Below are 20916 nucleotides of genomic sequence, written 5' to 3' on the forward strand. Positions count from 1 at the left end.
CGGCTAGTCTCGAGCATGAGATTGGCCGCGGTGATCAGAACCCACAGGATGTGAGCCAGGAATGACCGACCGAGCACCACACAATTCCGAAAGCCTCGACGAAGCGACGTTACTCACGCGCCTTCGCGAGGCTTTTTTCACACATATCGACGAGGGTGACAGCGGCGATGTGATCAACGGCCGATCCAATCGCGTACTGAAAGCGCATCTCGAACTCGGGCGCACTCGGGTGCCGGGCACGGCGGTGTGGCGAGTCTATCGTCCCTGGGATCCGGCGAAGTTGGGTGCGGCGATCCAGATCGTCAACGACGACATGTCGCTGTTGGTCGAATCCATCACCGCGCTGCTCAATCGCCTAGGTGTGGGTATCAGTCAGTACGCCCATCCGATCCTTCGAGCGGATCGGGACAATTCGGGCAATTTGAAGTCTTTGGGAGACACCGGTATCCAGGAATCCTGGATGCACGTGCAGTTGGACGCGGCAGCGCAGGATTTCGAACTCGACGCCATCGAAGAACACCTGGGCAAGGTGTTGGCCGATGTTCGCGTCGTCGCCGACGACACCCCGTCCATGACTGCCCTGCAATTGAGTATCGCCGACGAACTCGAGGCGTCGGCAGCCTCGGCTACCGGCCGCGTCTCGTCGGAAGAATTCTCCGACACGGCAGGCCTCCTGCGGTGGATGGCTGCCGGCAACTACGCCGTGCTCGGCTATCGACGGTTCGTCGGCACTGCAGACGGCTCCCGCACGGTGGACGGAAGTGGACTCGGCGTACTGCGATCCGACGCCGTCACCGACGGTCCGATGAGCTTGCCGCCGGTTGCCGATCTCCCGGATCGGCCGCTGCTCGTCCTGACCCAGGGGTCGTTCCCCGCCACCGTTCACCGCGCCGTGTATCCCTACTTCGTCGGGGTGTCGATACTCGACGACGACGGAAACATCGTGGGGGAGCACAGGTTCCTCGGCGTCTTCACCGTGGTGGCCCTCCACGAAAACGTTCTTGCCATTCCGCTGATCGAGCGCCGGGTGCGCGAGGTGATCAGCCGCGCCGGTGTCGACCTCGATTCGTATTCCGGCCAGGCGATGCTCGAGGTCATTCAGTCCTTCCCCCGCACGGAGTTGTTTTCCAGCGACACCGACACCTTGTTCGAGACTGTTCACGCGGTGCACAGCATCGGCCTGCGTCGCCAGGTGCGGCTGTTCGTTCGCGAAGACACGTTCGGTCGGTTTGTCTCCTGCCTGGTGTACCTGCCACGCGACCGCTACACAACGCGTGTCCGGTTGGCGATGCAGCACACGCTCTGGAGTGAATTCGGTCCAGGCACAGTGGATTACACAGCCAGGGTGAGTGAGAACGACCTTGCTTTGCTGCATGTGACGATCCGGCGTGAGCCTGGCAGCGAACCGATTCGGCTCGATGTGTCCGAGGAAAACCGTGAACGAGTACAGGCGCTGCTGACCGAGGTCAGTCGTAGTTGGGACGACCGCATCACCGATCTCGTCCGTGAGCGCTCCGACCTCGATCTGGAATTGGTGCAGCGGTACATCCGGGTTCTTCCCGACGGATACAAGGAGGACTTCGAGCCCTCTCGCGCGTTGTCCGATATCTCTCGGCTCAAAGCGTTGGCTCCTGGTTCGATCGACGTGTTGCTCTATCGCGGTGAGGATTCCGAACCAGGTCAGTGGCGGTTCACGCTGTTTGTCGGCGGCGACGCCATTTCGCTGAGCCAGGTTCTCCCGGTACTGCAGTCGCTCGGTGTCGAGGTGCTCGACGAACGGCCACACGTGGTCCAGCGACTCGACGGGGTGAAGTGCTGGATCTACGATTTCGGGCTGTCTGTACCGGCGGAATTGCGGGCATCCGTGCAGCCGGACCTCGACACCCAAGTACCACTCGAAACCAGCACGGTAGCGCTGACCGAGGTGCAGAAGCGGTTCACTGCGGCGTTCGGTGCCGTGTGGTTCGGGCGCGCCGAGGCTGACCGGTTCAACGAACTGGTACTGCGGGCAGGATTGACGTGGCGGCAGGCAGTCATCTTGCGGGCTTACGCAAAATACCTGCGGCAGGCCACTTTTCCGTACAGTCAGTTTCATATCGAGGGGATCGCACTGTCGCACCCGCGGACTGCGGCGGCTCTGGTGGAACTTTTCGAAGCGAAGTTCGATCCGAACTTGACTGGTGGGAAGCGTATCGAGGAGTTGGAGGCGCAACTGCGAGCCTCGATCGACGAAGTTCTCAGCCTCGATGCCGACCGCATCCTGCGGGGAATGTTCTCGCTGGTGAAGGCAACCCTGCGCACCAACTTCTATGTCCTGGATACGGATGGGCGCTCGCGCGGGTATCTGTCGATCAAGCTTGATCCTTCTCGGATCAGTGAATTGCCCAAGCCCAGGCCGGCTTTCGAGATCTTTGTGTACTCGCCGGAGGTCGAGGGAGTGCACCTGCGGTTCGGTGCGGTGGCTCGTGGTGGTCTGCGGTGGTCGGACCGTCGGGAAGATTTCCGGACCGAAGTGCTTGGCCTCGTGAAGGCGCAGGCGGTCAAGAACGCGGTCATCGTCCCCGTTGGTGCCAAGGGCGGATTTGTCGTGAAGAACCCGCCGGTCCCGACCGGAGATCCGGCAACCGATCGCAGTGCCACACTCGAATCCGGCAAAGCCTGCTACCGGACTTTCATCTCGGGTCTGCTCGACATCACGGACAACGTTCATCCTGAGACCGGGGAAGTGGTGACGCCGGATCGGGTCGTGCGACTCGACGACGAGGATCGATACCTTGTCGTCGCCGCGGACAAGGGGACGGCATCATTCTCGGACCTGGCGAATTCCGTTGCTGCGCAGTACAACTTCTGGCTCGGCGACGCATTTGCCTCGGGTGGTTCGGTGGGATACGACCACAAGGGAATGGGGATCACCGCTCGCGGCGCGTGGGAAAGCGTCAAGCGGCACTTCCGGGAAATCGGTGTCGACACGCAGTCCGATGACTTCACCGTAGTCGGAGTCGGGGACATGAGCGGCGACGTATTCGGCAACGGTATGTTGCTGAGCCGTCACATCCGACTGGTCGGGGCATTCGATCACCGGCACATCTTCCTCGACCCCAACCCGGATGCCGCGCGATCATTTGTCGAGCGTGGCCGACTCTTCGAACTTCCGCGATCGTCGTGGGCGGATTACGACGCCAGCCTGATCAGTGACGGCGGCGGTGTGTGGGACCGTACCGTCAAGTCCGTCCCCATCGCCGAAAGTGTGCGCGTTGCCCTGGGGTTGGACGAGGGAGTCACCAAACTCTCGCCGCCCGAATTGATGCGCGCGATCCTGTCCGCACCGGTAGATCTGCTGTGGAACGGCGGCATCGGTACCTATATCAAGGCGTCGGCCGAAACCAACGCGCAGGTCGGCGACAAGAGCAACGATGCGGTCCGTGTCGACGGCGCTGACCTACGGGTCAAGGTGGTCGGCGAGGGCGGCAATCTCGGTGTGACGGCGCTGGGGCGAATCGAGTTCAGTGCCAACGGTGGACACATCAATACCGACGCGATCGACAACTCGGCGGGGGTGGACTGCTCCGACCACGAGGTCAATATCAAGATCCTGCTCGACACGTTGGTTCGGTCGGGTGCGTTACCCGCAGATGAGCGGAACCCGTTGTTGGCCTTGATGACCGACGATGTTGCGCGCCTCGTTCTGGCGGACAACATCGCCCAGAATGCTCTGCTGGGTATTTCGCGGGTCACGGCCCCGCAAATGCTTGCCGTCCACAGGCGGCAGATCAGCGATCTGAGCGCTACACGCGGACTCGATCGCGCACTGGAGGCGCTACCGACCAACAAGGAAATCGATCGGCGCCTGGCTATCGGATCCGGTTTGACGTCACCGGAATTGGCGACTCTCACCGCGCATGTGAAGCTCGCGCTCAAGGACGATCTGCTCGCCACGGAGTTGCCGGACAACGAGTACTTCGCGCAACAGATTCCCGGATATTTCCCGAGTGCGGTGCGCGATCGGTTTGCCGCACAGATCAAGGACCACCCACTGCGCCGACAGATCGTGGCAACCATGCTGGTCAACGAGGTCATCGACAACGGCGGAATCACCTACGCGTACCGGCTTGCGGAGGAAACCGGCGCCAGCAGTACGGATTCGATTCGGGCGTACGCAGCCGTCCGTGAGGTGTTTGCGCTCGACGACGTGTGGGGGCGGATTCGTTCGGCCGGACTCGCAGCTGATCTCGAGAACGATCTGATCGTGGAAACGTGCAGACTCCTCGACCGAGCCTCGCGGTGGTTTCTCGCCAATCGGCCACAGCCCATCGCGGTGGGGGCAGAAGTGTCTCGCTACTCCGCGGCCTACCGGTCGACGGCGCCCCTTGTTCCCGATTTGCTTGCCGGCCATCAATTGACGGATCTGCTTTCCCGGGCCCAATCAGTCATCGACCGTGGGGCCCCCGAAGCTCTGGCGCTCGAAGTCTTCCGGCTCCTGGACGTGTACTGCCTCCTCGACATCGCGGATATCGCCGACATCGCCGAGCACGACATCGCGGAAGTCGCGCAGCTCTACTACGCGCTTGACGCGCATCTCGGAATCGACTGGCTGCTCACGGCCGTGTCCGGACTCGAGCGTGGGGATCGCTGGCATTCACTGGCCCGGCTGGCGTTGCGTGACGATCTGTACAGCTCGTTGCGGCAGCTCACGATGGAAGTGCTCGTCGGCGGTGAGCCGGGAGAATCGCCGCAGGAAAAGATCGACGAATGGGAAGCGACCAACGCGTCGAGGCTGAGCCGGGCGAGGGCCGCTCTCGGTGAGATCTTCGAGTCTGGGACGCTTGACCTCGCGACGCTCTCGGTAGCGGCGCGGCAGGTTCGCAGCATGGTGCGCAGCATGGGCACCCGATCGGAGGTAGGGCGTTGAGCGAAGGATTTCATGCCGACGTGGCGGTTCGATGGTCCGACATGGACGTCTTCCAACACGTCAACCATGCGCGCATGGTGACACTGCTCGAAGAAGCTCGGATTCCGTGGCTGTTCCACGACGGATGTCCGACGGTGTCATTGCGTGACGGTGCGGTTGTCGCGGATCTGCATGTGCGGTATCGGGGGCAGCTGCGGCACGACGATTCACCGCTCGACGTGTTGATGTGGGTGGAAAAGATTCGAGCCGTGGACTTTACGATCGGATACGAGGTGCGCCCCAAGTCGGCGGGACTCTCGGTCGCGCCGTCCATCGTCGCGTCGACGCAGATCGCGGCGTTCGATATCGATACGCAACGACTGCGGCGGCTCAGTGGTCCCGAGCGTGGGTACCTGGAGCGTTGGCAGCGTGCATGAGCGAATGCTGACCGTGCCCGATGAAGCCGAGCGCAAGAACTTGGCCGGCTTCATCGGGCACGCGTTGCGGTTGGACGAATCGGCCGTCATCAGGATGCGTCGACGCGGCCCGGATCACGTGAGTGTGTGGGCAGCAACAGGGTTCGACGCCCTGGCGACGCGCACTATCGTCGGTACCGTCAATCCCGACGACACCTCGGCGGCCGGGGATACCTTGTTGGCTGCACTGTCCCACGCGTCCGGTGAACTGATCGATCCGGGATTCTCGATGGACTCGGCGTGGCGTGGAGCGCTGCCGCCGGCCGAAGGATTCGAGCACCTCGACGATGTCCCGGCGCACGTCTTGATCGAATTGGCCCAGCGCGGAAATGCTTTGGCGCAGGAGCACGGCAGCAGTTCGGGACCGCCCGTCTCGTTGCTCGATCAAGAGGTGCTCGAGGTCAGTGGGCCGAGCATCACGGCCGGGATCTCGATGCGGGCGATATTTGCGCTGACCGCAATGGGATTCGTCGATGTGAACCGAATCAACGAGACGGAGTTGGTGCGGGTTCGGGCCAGTAGATCGTGGATTCGTCTCGACGCGCGCTTCGGTTCGATCTATCGCCACCGCGGCGGGTCGATTCCGCTGATGGTGGCTCGCTAGCTAGCTGTTACGCAGTGTCCCTGCCGTCAACAAGCCGAGGGCCGCGACGACGGTGGCCATGCCGAGCATGGCCACGGTGGTGATGGTCTCGCCGAGAACCACTGCGCCGAGAATAGCTGCGACTACCGGCTCGAGCAGCGTCAGCGTTGCGACGGTTGCCGGGTTGAGGTGTCGCAGTGCCGCCGCGAAGAGCAGGTAGGCCAACACGGTCGGAACCACAACGAGGTACACCACCGCGGTTGCCCCGGCGCCGGTATCGAGCCCACCTGGCCACTGCCAGATCAGGATCGGTAGTAGGAGGATCCCGCCGATGCCGAACATCTGACCCATCGCGCCCTGCGTGGACACTCCCGCCGTGATCATGTGTGCGCCGGCAACGGTATAGATCGCGTAGCCCAGTCCGGCGATGAGTGCCGGCACCGCGCCGGCGAGTACGTTCGCCGATCCGTCGCCGGGTTGGCCGGCGACGATGAGCGTCATACCGGCGACGGCGACCAGGGTCGAGAGGAACCACAGCGGGCCGGGCATGCGGCGGTCCACCAGGTACTGCAGTACGCCGGTGAACGCCGGACCTGATCCCAGTGCGATCATCGTGCCTGCCGCAACTCCCGCTGCCTGCACTCCGGTGAAGAACCCCAATTGATATGCGGCGACACCGAATCCGCCCGTGAGCGCGGATCGGCTGGTCGAGCGAGTGAACCCGAGGCCGCCGCGCGCGTACGCAAACACCGCGAGGATCAGGCCAGCGAGAACCACCCGCGCGGAACCGACGGCCAGGGGATCGAGGTCGTATCCGAGGCTTTCCGAGGCCAAGGCCTGTGCGGTTCCGGTGGTTCCGAACAGCACGGCCGCGGCTACAACGGCCAGGACCGATCCCCGGTGAGTTGAGGTCCGACTCAGATCAGCCACGCAGCGGTGTTGACGGGCAACAGACCGTCGACCAGGGGAGCGCTGCTGAGGATAACGTCGCCGGCGGGCAGGGAAATAGGCACATCCGACGTGTTGAGGGCACAGATCAGACCGCCCCGTCGACGAAACGCCAGGCACCCGGGAGGGCTCCCGTACCAGTCGATATCGGCACCCGAGATCTCCGGTCGGGACGAACGCAGTTCGAGGGCGCTGCGGTACAGCGAGAGCATCGAATCGACGTCCTCGAGTTGAGCCTCGACCGTCAGCGTCGACCACTCGGGTGGCATCGGCAACCACGTGCTCGAGGCTGTGGTGAATCCGAAGGGCGGAGCGGCTCCTTCCCACGGCAACGGCACTCGGCATCCGTCGCGACCACGCTCGGCGTGACCGGAGCGTTCCCACACCGGATCCCGCAGGGCGTCGTCGGGAAGATCGACGTTGGGCAGTCCGAGTTCGGCGCCGTTGTAGATGAAGGCGGCACCGGGCAGTGCAAGCTCGACCAAGGCCATCGCCCGTGCGCGCAGAGTTCCGATCTGGCCGCCGCCGTAGCGGGTGACCTCACGTTCGACATCGTGATTGGAGAGCGTCCACGTGGGAACACCGCCGACCTCGGCTACGGCGGCGAGGGAGTTCTCCACCGCTGCCCGCACGGATTCCGCCGCGAACTCGGTTTCTGCCAACCGGAAGTTGAATCCGAGGTGAAGCTCGTCCGGACGGATGTACTCACCGAAGCGCTCGTTGTCGCGAACCCAGATCTCTCCCACGGTCATAGCCTCGGGGAATTCGTTCATGACCTTGCGGATTCCGCGGTGGATCTGGTGGACCTCCGGATTGTTGAATCGCGGGTCGTCGTCGTCGTTGCGCATGAGCTCGTTGAGATCCCAGTCATGGTCCGGCAAACCCTCCGGCTTGGCCATTCCGTGGGCGACATCGATCCGAAATCCGTCGATACCCCGGCTGAGCCAGAAGCGCAGAGTCTTGGCCAGATCCTCGAAAACCTCCGGGTTGTCCCAGTTCAGATCGGGCTGTTCCTTCGCGAAGATGTGGAGGTACCACTGCTCCGGTTTTCCGTCGGCATCGCTGATGCGGGTCCACGCCGGACCGCCGAAGATGCTTGGCCAGTTGTTGGGTGGTTCGGTGCCGTTCTCGCCCTTGCCGTCGCGGAAGATGTAGCGGGATCGTTCCGGAGAACCTGGTGCGGAGTCCAGCGCAGCTTGGAACCATTCGTGCTGGTCGCTGGTGTGGTTGGGGACCAGGTCCATCGTGATCTTGATATCGCGCTCATGTGCGGCTCTGATCAGTGAATCCATCGCGGCAATGTCGCCGAACAGGGGATCGATGTCACGCGGGTCTGAGACGTCGTACCCGTGATCGGCCATCGGCGAGCGCATGACCGGACTCAACCAGAGGGCGTCGACGCCCAGCAGTTCCAGGTACCCGAGTTTGTCCTCGATTCCGCCGAGGTCACCGATGCCGTCGCCGTTGGAATCGGCAAAAGATCGCGGATAGATCTGGTAGAAAACTGCCTCGTTCCACCAAGGCGGAGTGGACGGGTTGGTAACGGTCGAATCCGCAGGGCTACTCACAAGTTCTCATAGTGCCAAACCTCGAGCACTCGCACGACTTGGACACGGCTGTTTGGTGGTTCTTTACCTCACCTTGGTGTACTTTCCAGGAGCGAAGACTCTGCCGTCGGCAATCTTTGCGCTACCGGTTTCTCGAGGGGGGAAAATCATGAGTTTGTCGGCAATCGAAGCAGTGAGTCTGGACCAACTTCCGTTGAACGACGATCCGATCAACGCGGACTGGATCATTTCCGGGGATCCGGTCGCCCGCGCCGCGCAATGGTCTGCCAGCAAGGACGGCACCACGACAACGCACGTGTGGGACTGCACCAAAGGGCGGTTCCGGTGGTACTTCAGCGCCGACGAGATCGTTCAGATCCTCGAAGGATCGGTGACGGTCGAGTCCGCGGGGGTCGAGAAGCGCACTCTGTCTGTCGGTGACGCCGCGCTCTTCCGCGCCGGCAGTTGGTCGGAATGGCACGTCGAGGATTACGTCCGCAAACACGCGATTCTGAGCGTGCCGCTGCACCCGAGCGTGTCGTTCGGTGTTCGGGCTGTCCGCAAGCTCGGACGAATGGTCAGACGCTAGTGGTTCAGATGGCGGAATTGACCATGGACGCTGCAGCCATCTCCATGTAATCGATCAACTGTTGGCGATGTGCGGCGTCCAAGGTCTTTTCGTCGATGGACGCGATCGCAACGTGCATGCAGCGTAGCCACGCGTCCCGCTCGATCGGGCCGATCACGAACGGATTGTGCCGCATCCGCAAGCGAGGGTGTCCGCGCTCGTCGGAGTAGGTGTGCGGGCCGCCCCAGTACTGCTCGAGAAACATCCGCATGCGGCGCTCGGCTGGACCGAGATCCTCTTCCGGATACAGCGGGCGAACAACCTCGTCCTTCGCGACTTCCTCGTAAAACCGCGCGGTGAGCTTGTGAAACGTCTCGGCTCCGCCGACGGCGTCGTAGAAGGTCTGCTGTACGTCATTCATGGCGTGTTCCATTGTGCCTGATGGCGGACGTGGTCGGTTTCCGGGTCGACCGGAGGTCCGTTCACCCGAAATTCACCGGCAATCCGAGCAATTTTGTGCGAAATGGGAGTGCGTAACCGGAATATCCGTGGTCAACTTGGGGGCAGTCTCCCGGAGGTCGTATGAAGAACCGACACGCTGCACGAAATCACCGACAACTTCAGCCCGCTGGCGGCCGTGGTGCCATCGCTCGCGCAGACGCGCGGCATGAGCACGCGTCAGGGGCTGTTCTGGAAGTTGTTCCTGACGGATTCGGTCAGACCACCGAGTTCGCCACGGATCACGTGGTCCCCGAGTGGATCAAACGCCGAGTGCTACTACTCAATGTCACCTACGAACCGCTGACGGCCCTGCCGGCACGACGGGCCGTGGTCTTGATGGCCTGCGGTAAAGCCGACACGGTTCACGAAGACGAATTCGGACCCATAGTCCACTCTGCGGACTGGTCGGTGCAGGTGCCATCGGTCATTCGCCTACGAACTTATGTGCGCGTCCCGTACCGCGCCCGTATTCCCATGACCCGCGCGGCACTGATGCATCGTGACCATTTCCGATGTGCGTACTGCGGCGCAAAGGCCGAGACCATCGATCACGTGGTACCGCGCAGTCGCGGCGGCGGGCATTCATGGGAGAACTGTGTAGCGTGCTGCGCGCCGTGCAACCACCGCAAAGCCGACAAGATGCTCAGCGAACTGGGGTGGACACTGCGCGCGGAATTGGTTCCGCCCTCCGGTCCGCACTGGCGATTGCTGGCCGCAACCAAGGAACTGCACCCGTCGTGGGTGCCGTATCTCGGTGTCGGTGCCGCCTGACTCGAACTGCCCGGAACAAATTGCTCGATAATTTGTGGCCCTGACGCTGTCCTTCCTGGCGTTCTGGGCTACGTTATCTGGTGTGAGCATTCTCGAGGTAGTACTGATATACGTTGGGATCCCGGCCCTGATCACCGCCTTCTTCGCGGGTGCGTCCTTCCTCGGGAAGAAGACGCCGGGTCCGGTTCCGCCGGCGTTCCATCTGGGTGAGTCGTGGGATCACGCCCCCATCCTGTGGAGTGCTGTCGACGAAGTGACCGTTCGCGGCGGTCACCACGGCAGCGCACACGCGATCGAAGCCGGCTCGGCTGATCTGATTGGAGGAACCGCAAGTGGCAAGTGGTGATCATTCGACAGCGGTCGCAGTAGCGCCCGAAAACCTGCCCGTCGGCAGCGTCATCACGACCAGTGGCCGTATCTCCGGCGTGCATCGTGTGGGAGAGCCGTTCGTTGACGACCTTCCGTTCACGACCAAGGACCTGGTAGCCCTCGACGTCGCGCTGACCGAGGCCACCCGTTCCACCAAGGTGCGTTTCAATGCGTACGTCGGCGACCTGGGCGCAGACCCGGCCGCCGGTGCCGACGCACTGTTCCCGACCACACCTGAGGCGGAGCGTTCGGTTCTCATCGCCGTATCGCCCAACCAGCGTGTCGTCGAGGTCCGCAGTGGCCGCGTCGTTGCCGATCGGGTCACCGACCGCGTTGCGCAGCTCGGCGCAACCGCAGCAGTGAGCTCCATCAGTGAAGGAAACCTGATCGACGGACTGATCAGCGGAATCCGTGTCATGGCAGCAGCAATCTCTGCGCCGTAGTTCCTCTGCGCCGTAGTTCGCAGTCCTTGCAGTAAGGCCGGTGCCCGCCTCGATTTCCTCGAGGCGGGCACCGGCCTTGTGTATCAGCTGGCGTCGAACTTTCGGGCGGTGAGCGATCGAACTACACCGGCCTGGCCCTCCACGACAAGGCGACGCAGCGCGGGAGGAATGTCGCCCTCGAGGAAACGATCAGCCGCTGCGACGGACTCTTCACTGACCGACCACGACGGGTACAGACCGACGACGACGGTCTGCGCCACCTCACTCGAGCGGCGTTCCCACACGCCCGCGATGTCGTCGAAGTAGCGCGAGACAAACGGTTCGAGGAGATCGTCCTGTCCTTCGCGGGCGAAACCACCGATGATGGACCGCGCCGTGATGTTGGGTACCGAATCGTCGCCGACCACCTTTGCCCACACCTGCTCCTTCACCGCAGCTTGCGGTCGACCGGCAGCTGCGGCAGCGGCCTGCCTGGCACCTGCAGCAGTCGGGTCGCGCAAGGCCTCGGCGTCGATGAACGGGGTCTCCAGCCCCTCGGCATCCACCTCGCCTGCCGCGGCGAGAGCTCCGACAATGCGCCACCGCAGATCGGTGTCGACAACCAGACCGTCGAGGCCGACGGTCGCGGGGTCGGCGTCGAGCAATTCGTTCAGGACCTCGGTGTGCCACGGGGAGAGTGCAACTCCGGTGAGTGCGTTGACAAATGCGAGTTGGTGATCGGAACCGGCCTCGGCTTCGCGGGCAAGTTCGAGAAGCCGGTTGGCGAAGTCCGCCCAGCCTTCGGCCGAGGCCCAGACCGGATCGGCGTAGCTTCCGATGGCGGTCTGTGCTTGGAGCAGGAGGCGTTGAACCACACCGACCTCGGTTTCGGCGCTGATGCCGCGCTGAACCAGAGCGACAAAATCGCGGGCCTTGAGTTCGGCCTGACGAGTCATCTCCCACGCTGCGGACCAGACCAGAGTGCGGGGGAGTGATTCGGCGATGTCGCCGACGCGGTCGATTGCCGTCGAGAGGGACTGCGGATCGAGTCGCACCGAGCAGTACGTCAGGTCGTCGTCGTTGAGCAGAATCAATTGACCGCGATGAACTCCGAGAAGCTCAGGAACGTCGGTGGTTTCGGCGGCGTCGAGATCGAGTTCGACGCGGCGGCTCCGCACGAGCTTGCCGTCGACGTCGTCGTAGATGCCGACCGCGATGCGATGAACACGTCGCTCACCGGCACCGGGAGCTGCGCCGTCCTGCAACACGGCAAAACGGGTGAACTTTCCGTCTGCGTCGACGTCGAAGTCGGGGCGAAGGATGTTGAGGCCGGTGGTCTTGAGCCACTGGGTTCCCCAGTCGGAAAGGTCGCGGCCGGAGGACTTTTCGAGAGCGCCGAGGAGGTCGTCGAAGGTGGCGTTGCCGAATGCGTGCTCACGGAAGTACTCCCGCAGTCCCGCGAGGAAGGGATCGAGGCCGACGTAGGCCACCAATTGCTTGAGAACGCTGGCGCCCTTGGCATACGTGATTCCGTCGAAGTTGACCTCGACTGCTGCCAGGTCCGGGATGTCGGCGGCGATGGGGTGGGTGGACGGCAACTGGTCCTGACGGTAAGCCCACGACTTCTCGACGTTGGCAAAGGTTGTCCAGGCGTTCTTGTACTCGGTGGCCTCGGTCTGGCAGAGCACAGACGCGAAAGTCGCAAAGGATTCGTTGAGCCACAGGTCGTCCCACCACGTCATGGTGACGAGGTCGCCGAACCACATGTGGGCCATTTCGTGAAGCACGGTTTCGGAACGACGCTCGTACGAGTAGCGAGTGACCTTGGACCGGAAGACGTAGTCCTCCAGGAACGTCACCGCTCCCGCGTTCTCCATCGCGCCTGCGTTGAACTCCGGGACGAACAACTGGTCGTACTTCCCGAAGGCATACGGCACACCGAAGTTGCGGTGGTAGAAATCGAAGCCCTGCTTGGTTTCGGTGAACAGGCGCTCTTCGTCCATGAACTCGGCAAGTGAGGCGCGGCAGAAGATTCCGAGGGGGATGTTGCCGTGCTCGTCGGAGTAGTTGTCGGTCCACACGGCGTACGGGCCGGCGATGAGCGCAACGAGGTATGTGCTCATCTTCGGTGTTGTGCGGAAGACATGCTTGCCGGGATCGGCGGCAAGGGTTTCCACGACGGCAGAGTTGGAGATGACCTTCCACGAGGTCGGCACAGTGACGCGGACATCGAACGTGGCCTTGAGATCCGGCTGATCGAAACACGCGAACATGCGCTTGGCGTCGGCGGTCTCGAACTGCGAGTACAGGTACACGGCGCTGTCCGTCGGGTCGACGAAGCGGTGCAGACCTTCTCCGGTGTGCGAGTACACACAGTCGGCCTCGACCACCAGTTCGTTGCTCGCGGCGAGGTCCGTCAAGGCTATTCCGGTGGCCTCGTCGTAGTCGGAAATATCGATCGGGGTGCCGTTGAGCACTGCGGAATGAACTCGGGCAGCGATGATGTCGATGAAACTGCTCGAGCCGGCGGTGGCCGAGAAGGTCACGGTGGTCTTGGAGAAGAACGTCTCCTCACCAGGGGCATCACTGCCGTCGGTGAGATCGAGTTCGATCAGGTAGTTGTCGACGGTCAGCAGCGCTGACCGTTCGGCTGCCGTCTCGCGTGTCAGGTTCGGTGCGGCCACGAAGATCTCCTCGTCGATGGTGTGGATCTTTATGAGTCCATCCCATCACGGCGGGGACTACTTCGTGATCGCGGACGCCTCCGTCAATGGAACCGAGGGATCTGCCAGGCGCTTCGGATCCACCGGTGCACTCGACGCCACCAACTCCTTGATTGCGTCACCGGCATCCCAGATGTTGACGTTCATTCCCGCCAGAACCTTGTTGTCGCCGTCGAGCCAGAAGGCCAGGAACTCGCGGTTGTCGACGTCACCGCGGGTGACCACGGAGACGTAGCTGCCATGCGGAGCGTGCCCGACGTACTCCATTCCGAGGTCGTACTGGTCGGTGAAGAAATACGGCATCCGCACGTACTCGGCCGGTTTGCCGAGCATGGTGTCCGCGGCTGTCGCCGGTTGGTTGAGAGCATTTGCCCAGTGCTCCACCCGGATTCGCGCGTTCAGGATCGGGTGCGTCGCCGCCGCGATATCGCCGATCGCCACGACGTCTGGGTCGCTGCTCTGCAGACCCGCGTCGACGAGGACTCCGCCGTCGACCTCGATACCGGCGGCCGTGGCCAACTCGGTGTTGGGGAGAGCGCCCACAGCGATCAGGACGGCGTCGGCGGGAACTACGCTGCCGTCGGCCAGGGTGACGCCGGAAGCAACTCCGTCTGTCACCGCGATGGACTTCACGTCGGTGCTCGTTCGTAGGTCAACGCCGTTCGCGCGGTGCAGTGCCGCAAACACTTCGCCCATCTCCGGCCCCAGCGTTGCTTCGAGGGGAAGACTCGCATGCTCGAGGATCGTCACCCCGACACCGAATCCGCGCGCGGACGCGGCGATTTCCAGGCCGATCCAGCCGGCACCCACCACAACCAGTTTCTTGTCCGCGGACAGAGCCTTCAGCAGCGACGACGCCTGGTCGATGGTGCGGATGTAGTGCACGCCGTCGGCGTCCGCCCCTGGAATGTCGAGTCGCCGAGAACGCGAACCGGTGGCGAGCGCCAGTTTGTCGTACGAGAGCGTGGAACCGTCGGGGAGAGTCACGGTGTGCGCAACGGGGTCGAAAGCGGTTGCGGTTGTTCCGGGCCGCAGGTCCACGTGCTGATCGCGGAACCATTCACCGTCGTGGACCGTGAATTCCGGGAGGGTCTTCTTGCCCGCAAAGAACTCCTTGGACAGCGGTGGACGCTCGTACGGCAGATGGTCCTCTTCGCTCAGAAGGACGATGTCTCCGTCGAAGTCCCGCTCTCGCAGGGCCTCCGCAGTTTTTGCTCCGGCCAAGCCGCCGCCGATGATGACGAATCTCCGATTTGCGCTCATGGTTGAACCACTCCTTCGCACTCGTGTTCTTTCGACATTACTGGTGAGAGAAGGTGGTTCGGGAGTATGTGGGAAGGATTGGTGGGGGATGATTGTTGCCATGGCGGGGTACGCAATTTTTCGTTCCCGCTAGGACCGTGACCGATAGGGAGTTGTTTACGTGAGTGCAGTCGAGAACAAGAGTGCCGACCGAGCTGATTTCTGGTTCGATCCTCTGTGCCCGTGGTGCTGGATCACCTCGCGGTGGATCCTCGAAGCGCAGCAGGTGCGCAACATCGACGCGAAATTCCACGTCATGAGCCTGGCCGTCCTCAACGAAGGACGTGACCTGCCCGAGGAGTACCGCGAGATGATGACCAAGGCATGGGGACCCGTGCGCGTCGCAATCGCCGCTGCGAAGCTGAAGGGCGACGACATCCTGCTGCCGCTGTACACGGCCATGGGAACCAAGATCCACAACGAAGGCAACAAGGACTTTGCCGACGTCATCAAGCGTTCACTCGACGAGGTCGGACTCCCGGCTGAACTTGCCGACGCAGCCGAGTCGACCGAGTACGACGAAGCCCTGCGTGAGAGCCATCATCACGGCATGGACGCGGTTGGCCCCGACGTCGGAACTCCCACCATCCACGTCAACGGCGTTGCCTTCTTCGGCCCGGTTCTCTCGCGCATCCCGCGCGGCGAGGACGCAGGACGAGTGTGGGACGGCGCAGTTGCGCTGGCGAGCTACCCGCACTTCTTCGAACTCAAGCGCACGCGCAACGAGGATCCGCAGTTCGACTGAGTTCGACCGCACCAGGGCCGGGTGCGCGCCGGGGGATGAGCCTGAGAGAATTGTCCCCATGCGCGTATACCTGGGTGCCGACCATGCCGGATTCGAACGTAAGAACGAGATCATCGAACACCTCACAGCCAATGGCCACGAAGCCATCGACTGTGGTGCTCACGAGTACGACGCCGTGGACGACTACCCGGCTTTCTGCATCGAAGCAGCGAAGCGGGTAGTCGCCGACGAGGGAAGCCTGGGCATCGTCCTTGGCGGAAGCGGCAACGGTGAGCAGATTGCCGCCAACAAGGTTCCCGGCGCCCGCTGCGCTCTGGCGTGGAGCGTCGAAACCGCCAAGCTGGCCCGCGAGCACAACAAGGCACAGCTCATCGGCATCGGTGGACGCATGCATTCCCTCGAGGAATCGCTTGCCATCGTCGACGCCTTCCTTGCCACCGAGTGGTCAGGCGAAGAGCGTCACCAGCGCCGCATCGACATCCTCTCGGAGTACGAGAAGACCGGCGTCGCACCGGCATTGCCGCAGGCCTGATCGAGAAGTAGTCCCGTGCCAGAAGGTCATACCCTGCATCGACTGGCACGGTTGCATGCAAAGAAGTTTGTCGGTTCACCAGTGCGCGTACTCAGCCCGCAGGGGCGATTTGCCACGGACGCGGCTCTGGTGGACGGGCATGTACTCACGTCGTCGGATGCCTGGGGCAAACACCTGTGGCACACATACGACAATGGTCTGATCGTCCACGTACACCTCGGTTTGTACGGAAAGTTCACCGACAGTGCCCTCCCGATGGAAGAACCGGTGGGGCAGGTCCGGATGCGAATGGTCGGTGCCGGCTTCGGCACCGACCTTCGTGGTCCCACCGCCTGTGAAGTCTTGCTGCCGCCGCAAGTAGCCGCTATCGAAGCCAGGCTCGGCCCCGATCCACTGCGCCGCGACGCGGACCCGCAGCAGGCGTGGGCGCGAATCTCGAAGTCCAAGACGGCAATCGGCGCACTGCTCATGGATCAGGCAGTGCTGGCCGGGGTTGGCAACGTCTACCGCGCCGAATTGCTGTTCCGTCACGGCATCAACCCCGAACGCCCCGGCAACCTCGTCAGCTACGACGAATGGACTGCCATGTGGGCGGACCTCGTCGAACTCATGAAGGTCGGCGTGCGACGCGGAAAAATGCACGTCGTGCGGGCCGAACACGACAACGGCGATCCGGCCTACGCCAAGGATCGTCCGCGCACCTACGTCTACCGGCGCGCGGGATCACCCTGCCGGGTCTGCGGGTCACCGGTCCTTCATTCCGTCATGAAGGCACGAAACCTGTTCTGGTGCCCGGTGTGTCAGGCTGTGTAGACGACCCTGCGGTCTAGAAGTCCATGCCGCCGAAGTCCATCCCGCCGCCGTCGCCGAATCCACTGTCGCCGAATCCGCTGTCACCTGAGTCGTAGCCCTGGTCGCCTTGGTCGTAGCTCTGATCGCCGGCGTCGCCTTGGCTTTGATCACCTGCATCTGCGCCTTGATCTGCGTCGGGATCACCGCCCGCTGCGAAAGCCTCTGCGCCGTAAGGAACTCCGGCCATCCCGGAGAACATGGTCGAGAACAGCATCATCGAACCCAGGCCCCAGGCGCCTGCGACGAGGGCGGGCTTCCACCACGGCTCGGAGTACCAACCGGCCGGAACGGGCCGGCCGGCGACGCGACCGCCGGGGTAGTAGTTGGGGGTACGCGACGACGGGGTAGGTGATGCCGCGACCTTGCGGCCCTCGAACTCGACTTCGCGGGACTCGGTCACCGCGCCGGCGGCTTTCTGGCCGTCGATGGTGGGAACGTCAGGACCCGGATCCATTCCCATGGCGACTCGTGCCGCGCGAATGTAGTAAAGCCCTTCCAGCGCAGTCTGTTTCGCGAGACGCGCTTGAACCGGGGTAGCGGCCTGATCGATCTGCGAGCCCGCCGCTGTGTAGCGCTCGGCTGCGTCGGCGAGTGCTTGCCGCGACGGTTCGTCGGAGCCGGTGAGGTTGTACACCTGGCCACCGAGACGCTCGATTGCCTGCCTGGCATCAGCTTTGGCGTCGTCGAGTTGTGTCGCGCTGTGGGTGGAACCGCGTTGCTGGCTCTTCATGACCAGGAACACGACAACAGCCAGAACGACGAGAATGAGAAGAATCGTGGTCACGGGTGGCCTCCGAGCAGTATCGATCCGGACAACTCCAGGATACGGATCGCTGCAACAAAAAATCCGCACCGGCGAGGCCGATGCGGATCTTTGTGGAAGTTTCCCTCCGATGGAGGGGATGACGGGAATCGAACCCGCGTGATCAGTTTGGAAGACTGAGGCTCTACCATTGAGCTACATCCCCGTGCACACGCGAACTCGGGATCGCCGTGTTCGTCGTCTGCGATTCGAAACTGTACCCAATGCGTGTGCGGATTTCATAATCGGGGGGTCGAAAGCCTTCTCACCAGGGGAATCTCCGGCGAGGGTGCAGTCGAGGGTCGGTCGCGCCGGTGCGGCCGGAGTTTCGAGCCGGATGCAGGCTGCACGTGCTTACGGCTATCCGTGTACAAATGGTGGGCGGGTTCGTGAGAGAGTAGTGAGCGCGATAAGGTTTGGCGCAGTCGCAAGTACGCGGCTGTTTTCGCGAGCGTGTTCGTAAGAAGCATGTTTGCGAGTAACGGGATGTAGCGCAGCTTGGTAGCGCATCCGCTTTGGGAGCGGAGGGTCGCAGGTTCAAATCCTGTCATCCCGACAAGTACGTATACGAGACTCCACTACTGCACACGCAGGAGTGGAGTGTCGTGCAAGACCACACGAGCAAGACCGAAAACCTGCAGTAAGCCAGTTATGAGCAAGACCAGACGAAGGAGCGAAGTTTCGTGAAGAGCACCGTCGAGCAGCTCAGCCCGACGCGAGTCCGTATCAACGTTGAGGTGCCCTTCGCGGAACTCAAGCCTGATTTCGACAAGGCCTACAAGGCCCTCGCGCAGCAGATTCGTCTCCCAGGCTTCCGTCCGGGCAAGGCCCCGGCCCGCCTCCTCGAGGCACGCGTCGGTCGCGCCGCTGTGCTCGAGCAGGTCATCAACGACGCTCTGCCGTCGCGTTACTCCGAGGCTGTCACCAGCGCCGGCGTCAAGGCACTCGGCCAGCCCGAGATCGAGGTCACGAAGCTCGAAGACGGCGACGTCCTCGAATTCGCTGCCGAGGTCGACGTGCGCCCCGAGATCGAACTCCCCGATTTCAGCTCCATCAACGTCACGGTCGATCCGATCGAGATCACCGATGAGGCCATCGAAGAGCAGCTGCTCTCGCTGCGTCAGCGTTTCGGCACCCTCACGGGCGTCGACCGCGCAGTCGAGGACGGCGACTTCGTCTCCATCGACCTGTCGGCCACCGTCGACGGCGAGAACGTTGCCGAGGCTACCGCCAGCGGACTGTCACACGAGGTCGGTTCGGGCCAGCTCATCGAGGGCCTCGACGAAGCCATCATCGGCCTGAAGGCGGGGGAGTCCAAGGACTTCACGTCGACTCTGGTCGCCGGTGAATTCGCAGGCAAGGAAGCCGTTGTCACCGTGACCGTTCAGACGGTCAAGGAGCGCGAGCTTCCGGACGAGGACGACGAGTTCGCTCAGCTCGCCAGCGAGTTCGACACCCTCGACGAACTGAAGGCAGACCTCCGCGAGCGCGTCGGACGCGTCCGCAAGGTCGAGCAGGCCGGCCAGATCCGCGACAAGGTTCTCGAGCAGCTGCTCGAGACGGTCGAGGTTCCGTTGCCCGAGGCCATCGTCAAGGCTGAGGTCGACGCTGCGCTGCACGACGCCGTTCACGGTCTCGATCACGACGAAGAGGCTCTGAACAAGGCTCTCGAAGAGCAGGGCAGCAGCCGCGAAGAGTTCGACAAGGACACGTTGGAGGCCGCTGAGCGCTCCGTCAAGACGCAGCTCCTGCTCGACTCCATCGCGGACGCCAACGACGTCACGGTCGGCCAGGACGAGCTCACCGAGCGCATCCTGTTCCAGGCGCAGCGTTACGGCATGGCTCCTGAGCAGTTCATCCAGCAGATCCAGCAGGCCAACCAGCTTGGTGCGATGTTCGCCGATGTCCGTCGCGGCAAGGCTCTCGCAGCCGTCGTCGAGGCTGCCGGCGTCACCGACAGCAGCGGCGCTGCTGTCGACACCGCTGAGCTTTTCGGTAACGGCAAGGCTGACGAGGACGCAGAGGCGTCTGATTCTGCCGAGAGCGAAGACAAGTAAAAAAGCAGGTTATCGGGTGTTTTCACCGCGATCGGCTGCAATGAGTTTTCCGCTTTGAGCGAAGTAGGGCGGCACCGGGACTCCGGTGCCGCCCTACTTGGTTAGTGTCTGTGTCAGCAATTCGTATTTGGCAAAGAAGATCCACATAGAAGGCAGGTACCGTGACTTCCAATCACCTGGAGACTTTGCAGAGTCCCGCCATGACTTCAGCCACCGCTGGGTTGAACCTCAGCGACTCGGTATACGAGCGCTTGCTCCGTGAGCGCATTATTTTCCTCGGTACCCAGGTCGACGACGACATCGCAAACAAGCTGTGCGCGCAGATCCTGCTTCTCTCGGCCGAGGACCCGACGCGAGACATCTCGCTCTACATCAACTCGCCTGGTGGATCCGTCACCGCCGGTATGGCGATTTTCGACACCATGCAGTTCGCGGAGTGCGACATCGCGACGTTCGGCATGGGTCTCGCCGCGTCGATGGGGCAGTTCCTGCTCTCCGCAGGCACCAAGGGCAAGCGTTACGCCCTACCGCACGCCCGCATCATGATGCACCAGCCGTCCGCCGGTATCGGTGGTAGCGCCAGCGACATCGCCATCATGGCCGAACAGTTCAAGCACACCAAGCGTGAAATGGCCGAGCTTATCGCTCAGCACACCGGTCAGACGGTCGAGCAGATCACCGCTGACTCGGACCGTGACCGTTGGTTCACGGCGAAGGAAGCCCTCGAGTACGGCTTCGTCGACCATGTCGTCTCTCGTGCGAATCAGGCCGGCGGCACCGGCAACTGAGTCGGTTGATCCGTCCTATTGCTGCCCAATTCATACTTTGGA

General features: G+C 62.8%; 18 protein-coding genes and 2 tRNA genes. 13 read left to right on the forward strand and 7 right to left on the reverse strand.

From position 1 onward, the window contains the following. Positions 1-61: 61 nt before the first annotated feature. From CJ178_RS00360 to CJ178_RS00370, 3 genes are read left to right on the forward strand one after another with little or no spacing between them, the layout of a single operon-like run. Entirely contained in the window at positions 62-4909 is a 4848-nt protein-coding gene (locus CJ178_RS00360) for an NAD-glutamate dehydrogenase (RefSeq protein WP_095885891.1), read from the forward strand. Beyond that, the gene (locus tag CJ178_RS00365) at positions 4906-5325 is read left to right on the forward strand and encodes an acyl-CoA thioesterase (RefSeq protein ID WP_033232832.1); all 420 of its coding nucleotides are present in this window, start codon (positions 4906-4908) and stop codon (positions 5323-5325) included. Before CJ178_RS00360 ends, CJ178_RS00365 begins: the two co-directional genes overlap by 4 nt. Continuing rightward, positions 5318-5968, forward strand: a complete 651-nt coding sequence (locus CJ178_RS00370) for a hypothetical protein (RefSeq protein WP_033232834.1) — start codon at positions 5318-5320, stop codon at positions 5966-5968. The genes CJ178_RS00365 and CJ178_RS00370 overlap by 8 nt, the downstream gene beginning before the upstream one ends. On the opposite strand, the gene CJ178_RS00375 is transcribed toward CJ178_RS00370, so the two are convergent. Further along, positions 5969-6877, reverse strand: a complete 909-nt coding sequence (locus CJ178_RS00375) for a DMT family transporter (protein ID WP_095885892.1) — start codon at positions 6875-6877, stop codon at positions 5969-5971. Beyond that, the gene (locus CJ178_RS00380) at positions 6865-8463 is read right to left on the reverse strand and encodes a glycoside hydrolase family 13 protein (RefSeq protein WP_095885893.1); all 1599 of its coding nucleotides are present in this window, start codon (positions 8461-8463) and stop codon (positions 6865-6867) included. Before CJ178_RS00380 ends, CJ178_RS00375 begins: the two co-directional genes overlap by 13 nt. 148 nt (positions 8464-8611) lie before the next feature. On the opposite strand from CJ178_RS00380, the gene CJ178_RS00385 reads away from it, so the two are divergent. Next, the gene (locus CJ178_RS00385; protein WP_033232838.1) at positions 8612-9031 is read left to right on the forward strand and encodes a cupin domain-containing protein; all 420 of its coding nucleotides are present in this window, start codon (positions 8612-8614) and stop codon (positions 9029-9031) included. A 4-nt stretch (positions 9032-9035) separates the two neighbouring features. Here the strand turns inward: CJ178_RS00385 and CJ178_RS00390 are convergent, their stop codons facing one another. Continuing rightward, positions 9036-9431 carry a globin gene (locus tag CJ178_RS00390; RefSeq protein ID WP_033233162.1) on the reverse strand — a complete coding sequence of 132 codons (396 nt, stop codon included), beginning with the start codon at positions 9429-9431 and terminating at the stop codon, positions 9036-9038. A 161-nt stretch (positions 9432-9592) separates the two neighbouring features. Between CJ178_RS00390 and CJ178_RS00395 the strand changes: the two genes are divergently transcribed. The 3 genes from CJ178_RS00395 (at position 9593) to CJ178_RS00405 (ending at position 11094) form a co-directional block, all read left to right on the forward strand. Next, entirely contained in the window at positions 9593-10282 is a 690-nt protein-coding gene (locus CJ178_RS00395; protein ID WP_172936716.1) for an HNH endonuclease, read from the forward strand. 82 nt (positions 10283-10364) lie between these two features. Beyond that, positions 10365-10628, forward strand: a complete 264-nt coding sequence (gene ctaJ / locus CJ178_RS00400; protein ID WP_033233164.1) for an aa3-type cytochrome oxidase subunit CtaJ — start codon at positions 10365-10367, stop codon at positions 10626-10628. Further along, a complete protein-coding gene (locus CJ178_RS00405; protein WP_033232840.1) occupies positions 10615-11094 on the forward strand; it encodes a DUF5130 family protein in 480 nt (159 codons plus the stop codon). Before ctaJ ends, CJ178_RS00405 begins: the two co-directional genes overlap by 14 nt. 83 nt (positions 11095-11177) lie before the next feature. On the opposite strand, the gene pepN is transcribed toward CJ178_RS00405, so the two are convergent. Both pepN and CJ178_RS00415 read right to left on the reverse strand, forming a co-directional pair. Next, positions 11178-13757, reverse strand: a complete 2580-nt coding sequence (gene pepN / locus CJ178_RS00410) for an aminopeptidase N (RefSeq protein ID WP_095885894.1) — start codon at positions 13755-13757, stop codon at positions 11178-11180. A 57-nt stretch (positions 13758-13814) separates the two neighbouring features. Then, entirely contained in the window at positions 13815-15059 is a 1245-nt protein-coding gene (locus CJ178_RS00415; protein ID WP_095885895.1) for an NAD(P)/FAD-dependent oxidoreductase, read from the reverse strand. Between the two features lie 160 nt (positions 15060-15219). Here CJ178_RS00415 and CJ178_RS00420 point away from each other — a divergent pair, with 160 nt between their 5' ends. Genes CJ178_RS00420 through CJ178_RS00430 form a run of 3 tightly spaced genes read left to right on the forward strand, consistent with a single transcriptional unit; the run spans position 15220 to position 17188 of the window. Next, positions 15220-15843 (forward strand): DsbA family oxidoreductase, encoded by a 624-nt coding sequence (locus CJ178_RS00420; RefSeq protein ID WP_033232846.1) that lies wholly within the window; start codon positions 15220-15222, stop codon positions 15841-15843. Positions 15844-15901: 58 nt separating this feature from the next. Next, positions 15902-16375 (forward strand): ribose-5-phosphate isomerase, encoded by a 474-nt coding sequence (locus CJ178_RS00425; RefSeq protein WP_033232848.1) that lies wholly within the window; start codon positions 15902-15904, stop codon positions 16373-16375. Positions 16376-16390: 15 nt separating this feature from the next. After that, a complete protein-coding gene (locus CJ178_RS00430; protein ID WP_033232850.1) occupies positions 16391-17188 on the forward strand; it encodes an Fpg/Nei family DNA glycosylase in 798 nt (265 codons plus the stop codon). 13 nt (positions 17189-17201) lie between these two features. Here the strand turns inward: CJ178_RS00430 and CJ178_RS00435 are convergent, their stop codons facing one another. Together CJ178_RS00435 and CJ178_RS00440 are read right to left on the reverse strand one after the other, a co-directional pair. Further along, positions 17202-17957, reverse strand: a complete 756-nt coding sequence (locus CJ178_RS00435) for a hypothetical protein (protein WP_095887769.1) — start codon at positions 17955-17957, stop codon at positions 17202-17204. A gap of 164 nt (positions 17958-18121) precedes the next feature. After that, positions 18122-18195, reverse strand: a tRNA-Gly gene (locus CJ178_RS00440). Between the two features lie 316 nt (positions 18196-18511). Here CJ178_RS00440 and CJ178_RS00445 point away from each other — a divergent pair. From CJ178_RS00445 to CJ178_RS00455, 3 genes are all read left to right on the forward strand, one after another. Next, positions 18512-18585: transfer RNA gene (locus CJ178_RS00445), tRNA-Pro, on the forward strand. A 127-nt stretch (positions 18586-18712) separates the two neighbouring features. Next, positions 18713-20086: a trigger factor gene (tig, locus tag CJ178_RS00450; protein ID WP_033232854.1), complete on the forward strand. Its 1374-nt coding sequence runs from the start codon at positions 18713-18715 to the stop codon at positions 20084-20086. A gap of 200 nt (positions 20087-20286) precedes the next feature. Continuing rightward, entirely contained in the window at positions 20287-20874 is a 588-nt protein-coding gene (locus CJ178_RS00455) for an ATP-dependent Clp protease proteolytic subunit (protein WP_007730960.1), read from the forward strand. The last annotated feature ends 42 nt before the right edge of the window (positions 20875-20916 follow it).

The sequence above is a fragment of the Rhodococcus sp. ACPA4 genome, assembly GCF_002300185.1.
Lineage (GTDB): Bacteria > Actinomycetota > Actinomycetes > Mycobacteriales > Mycobacteriaceae > Rhodococcus_F > Rhodococcus_F globerula.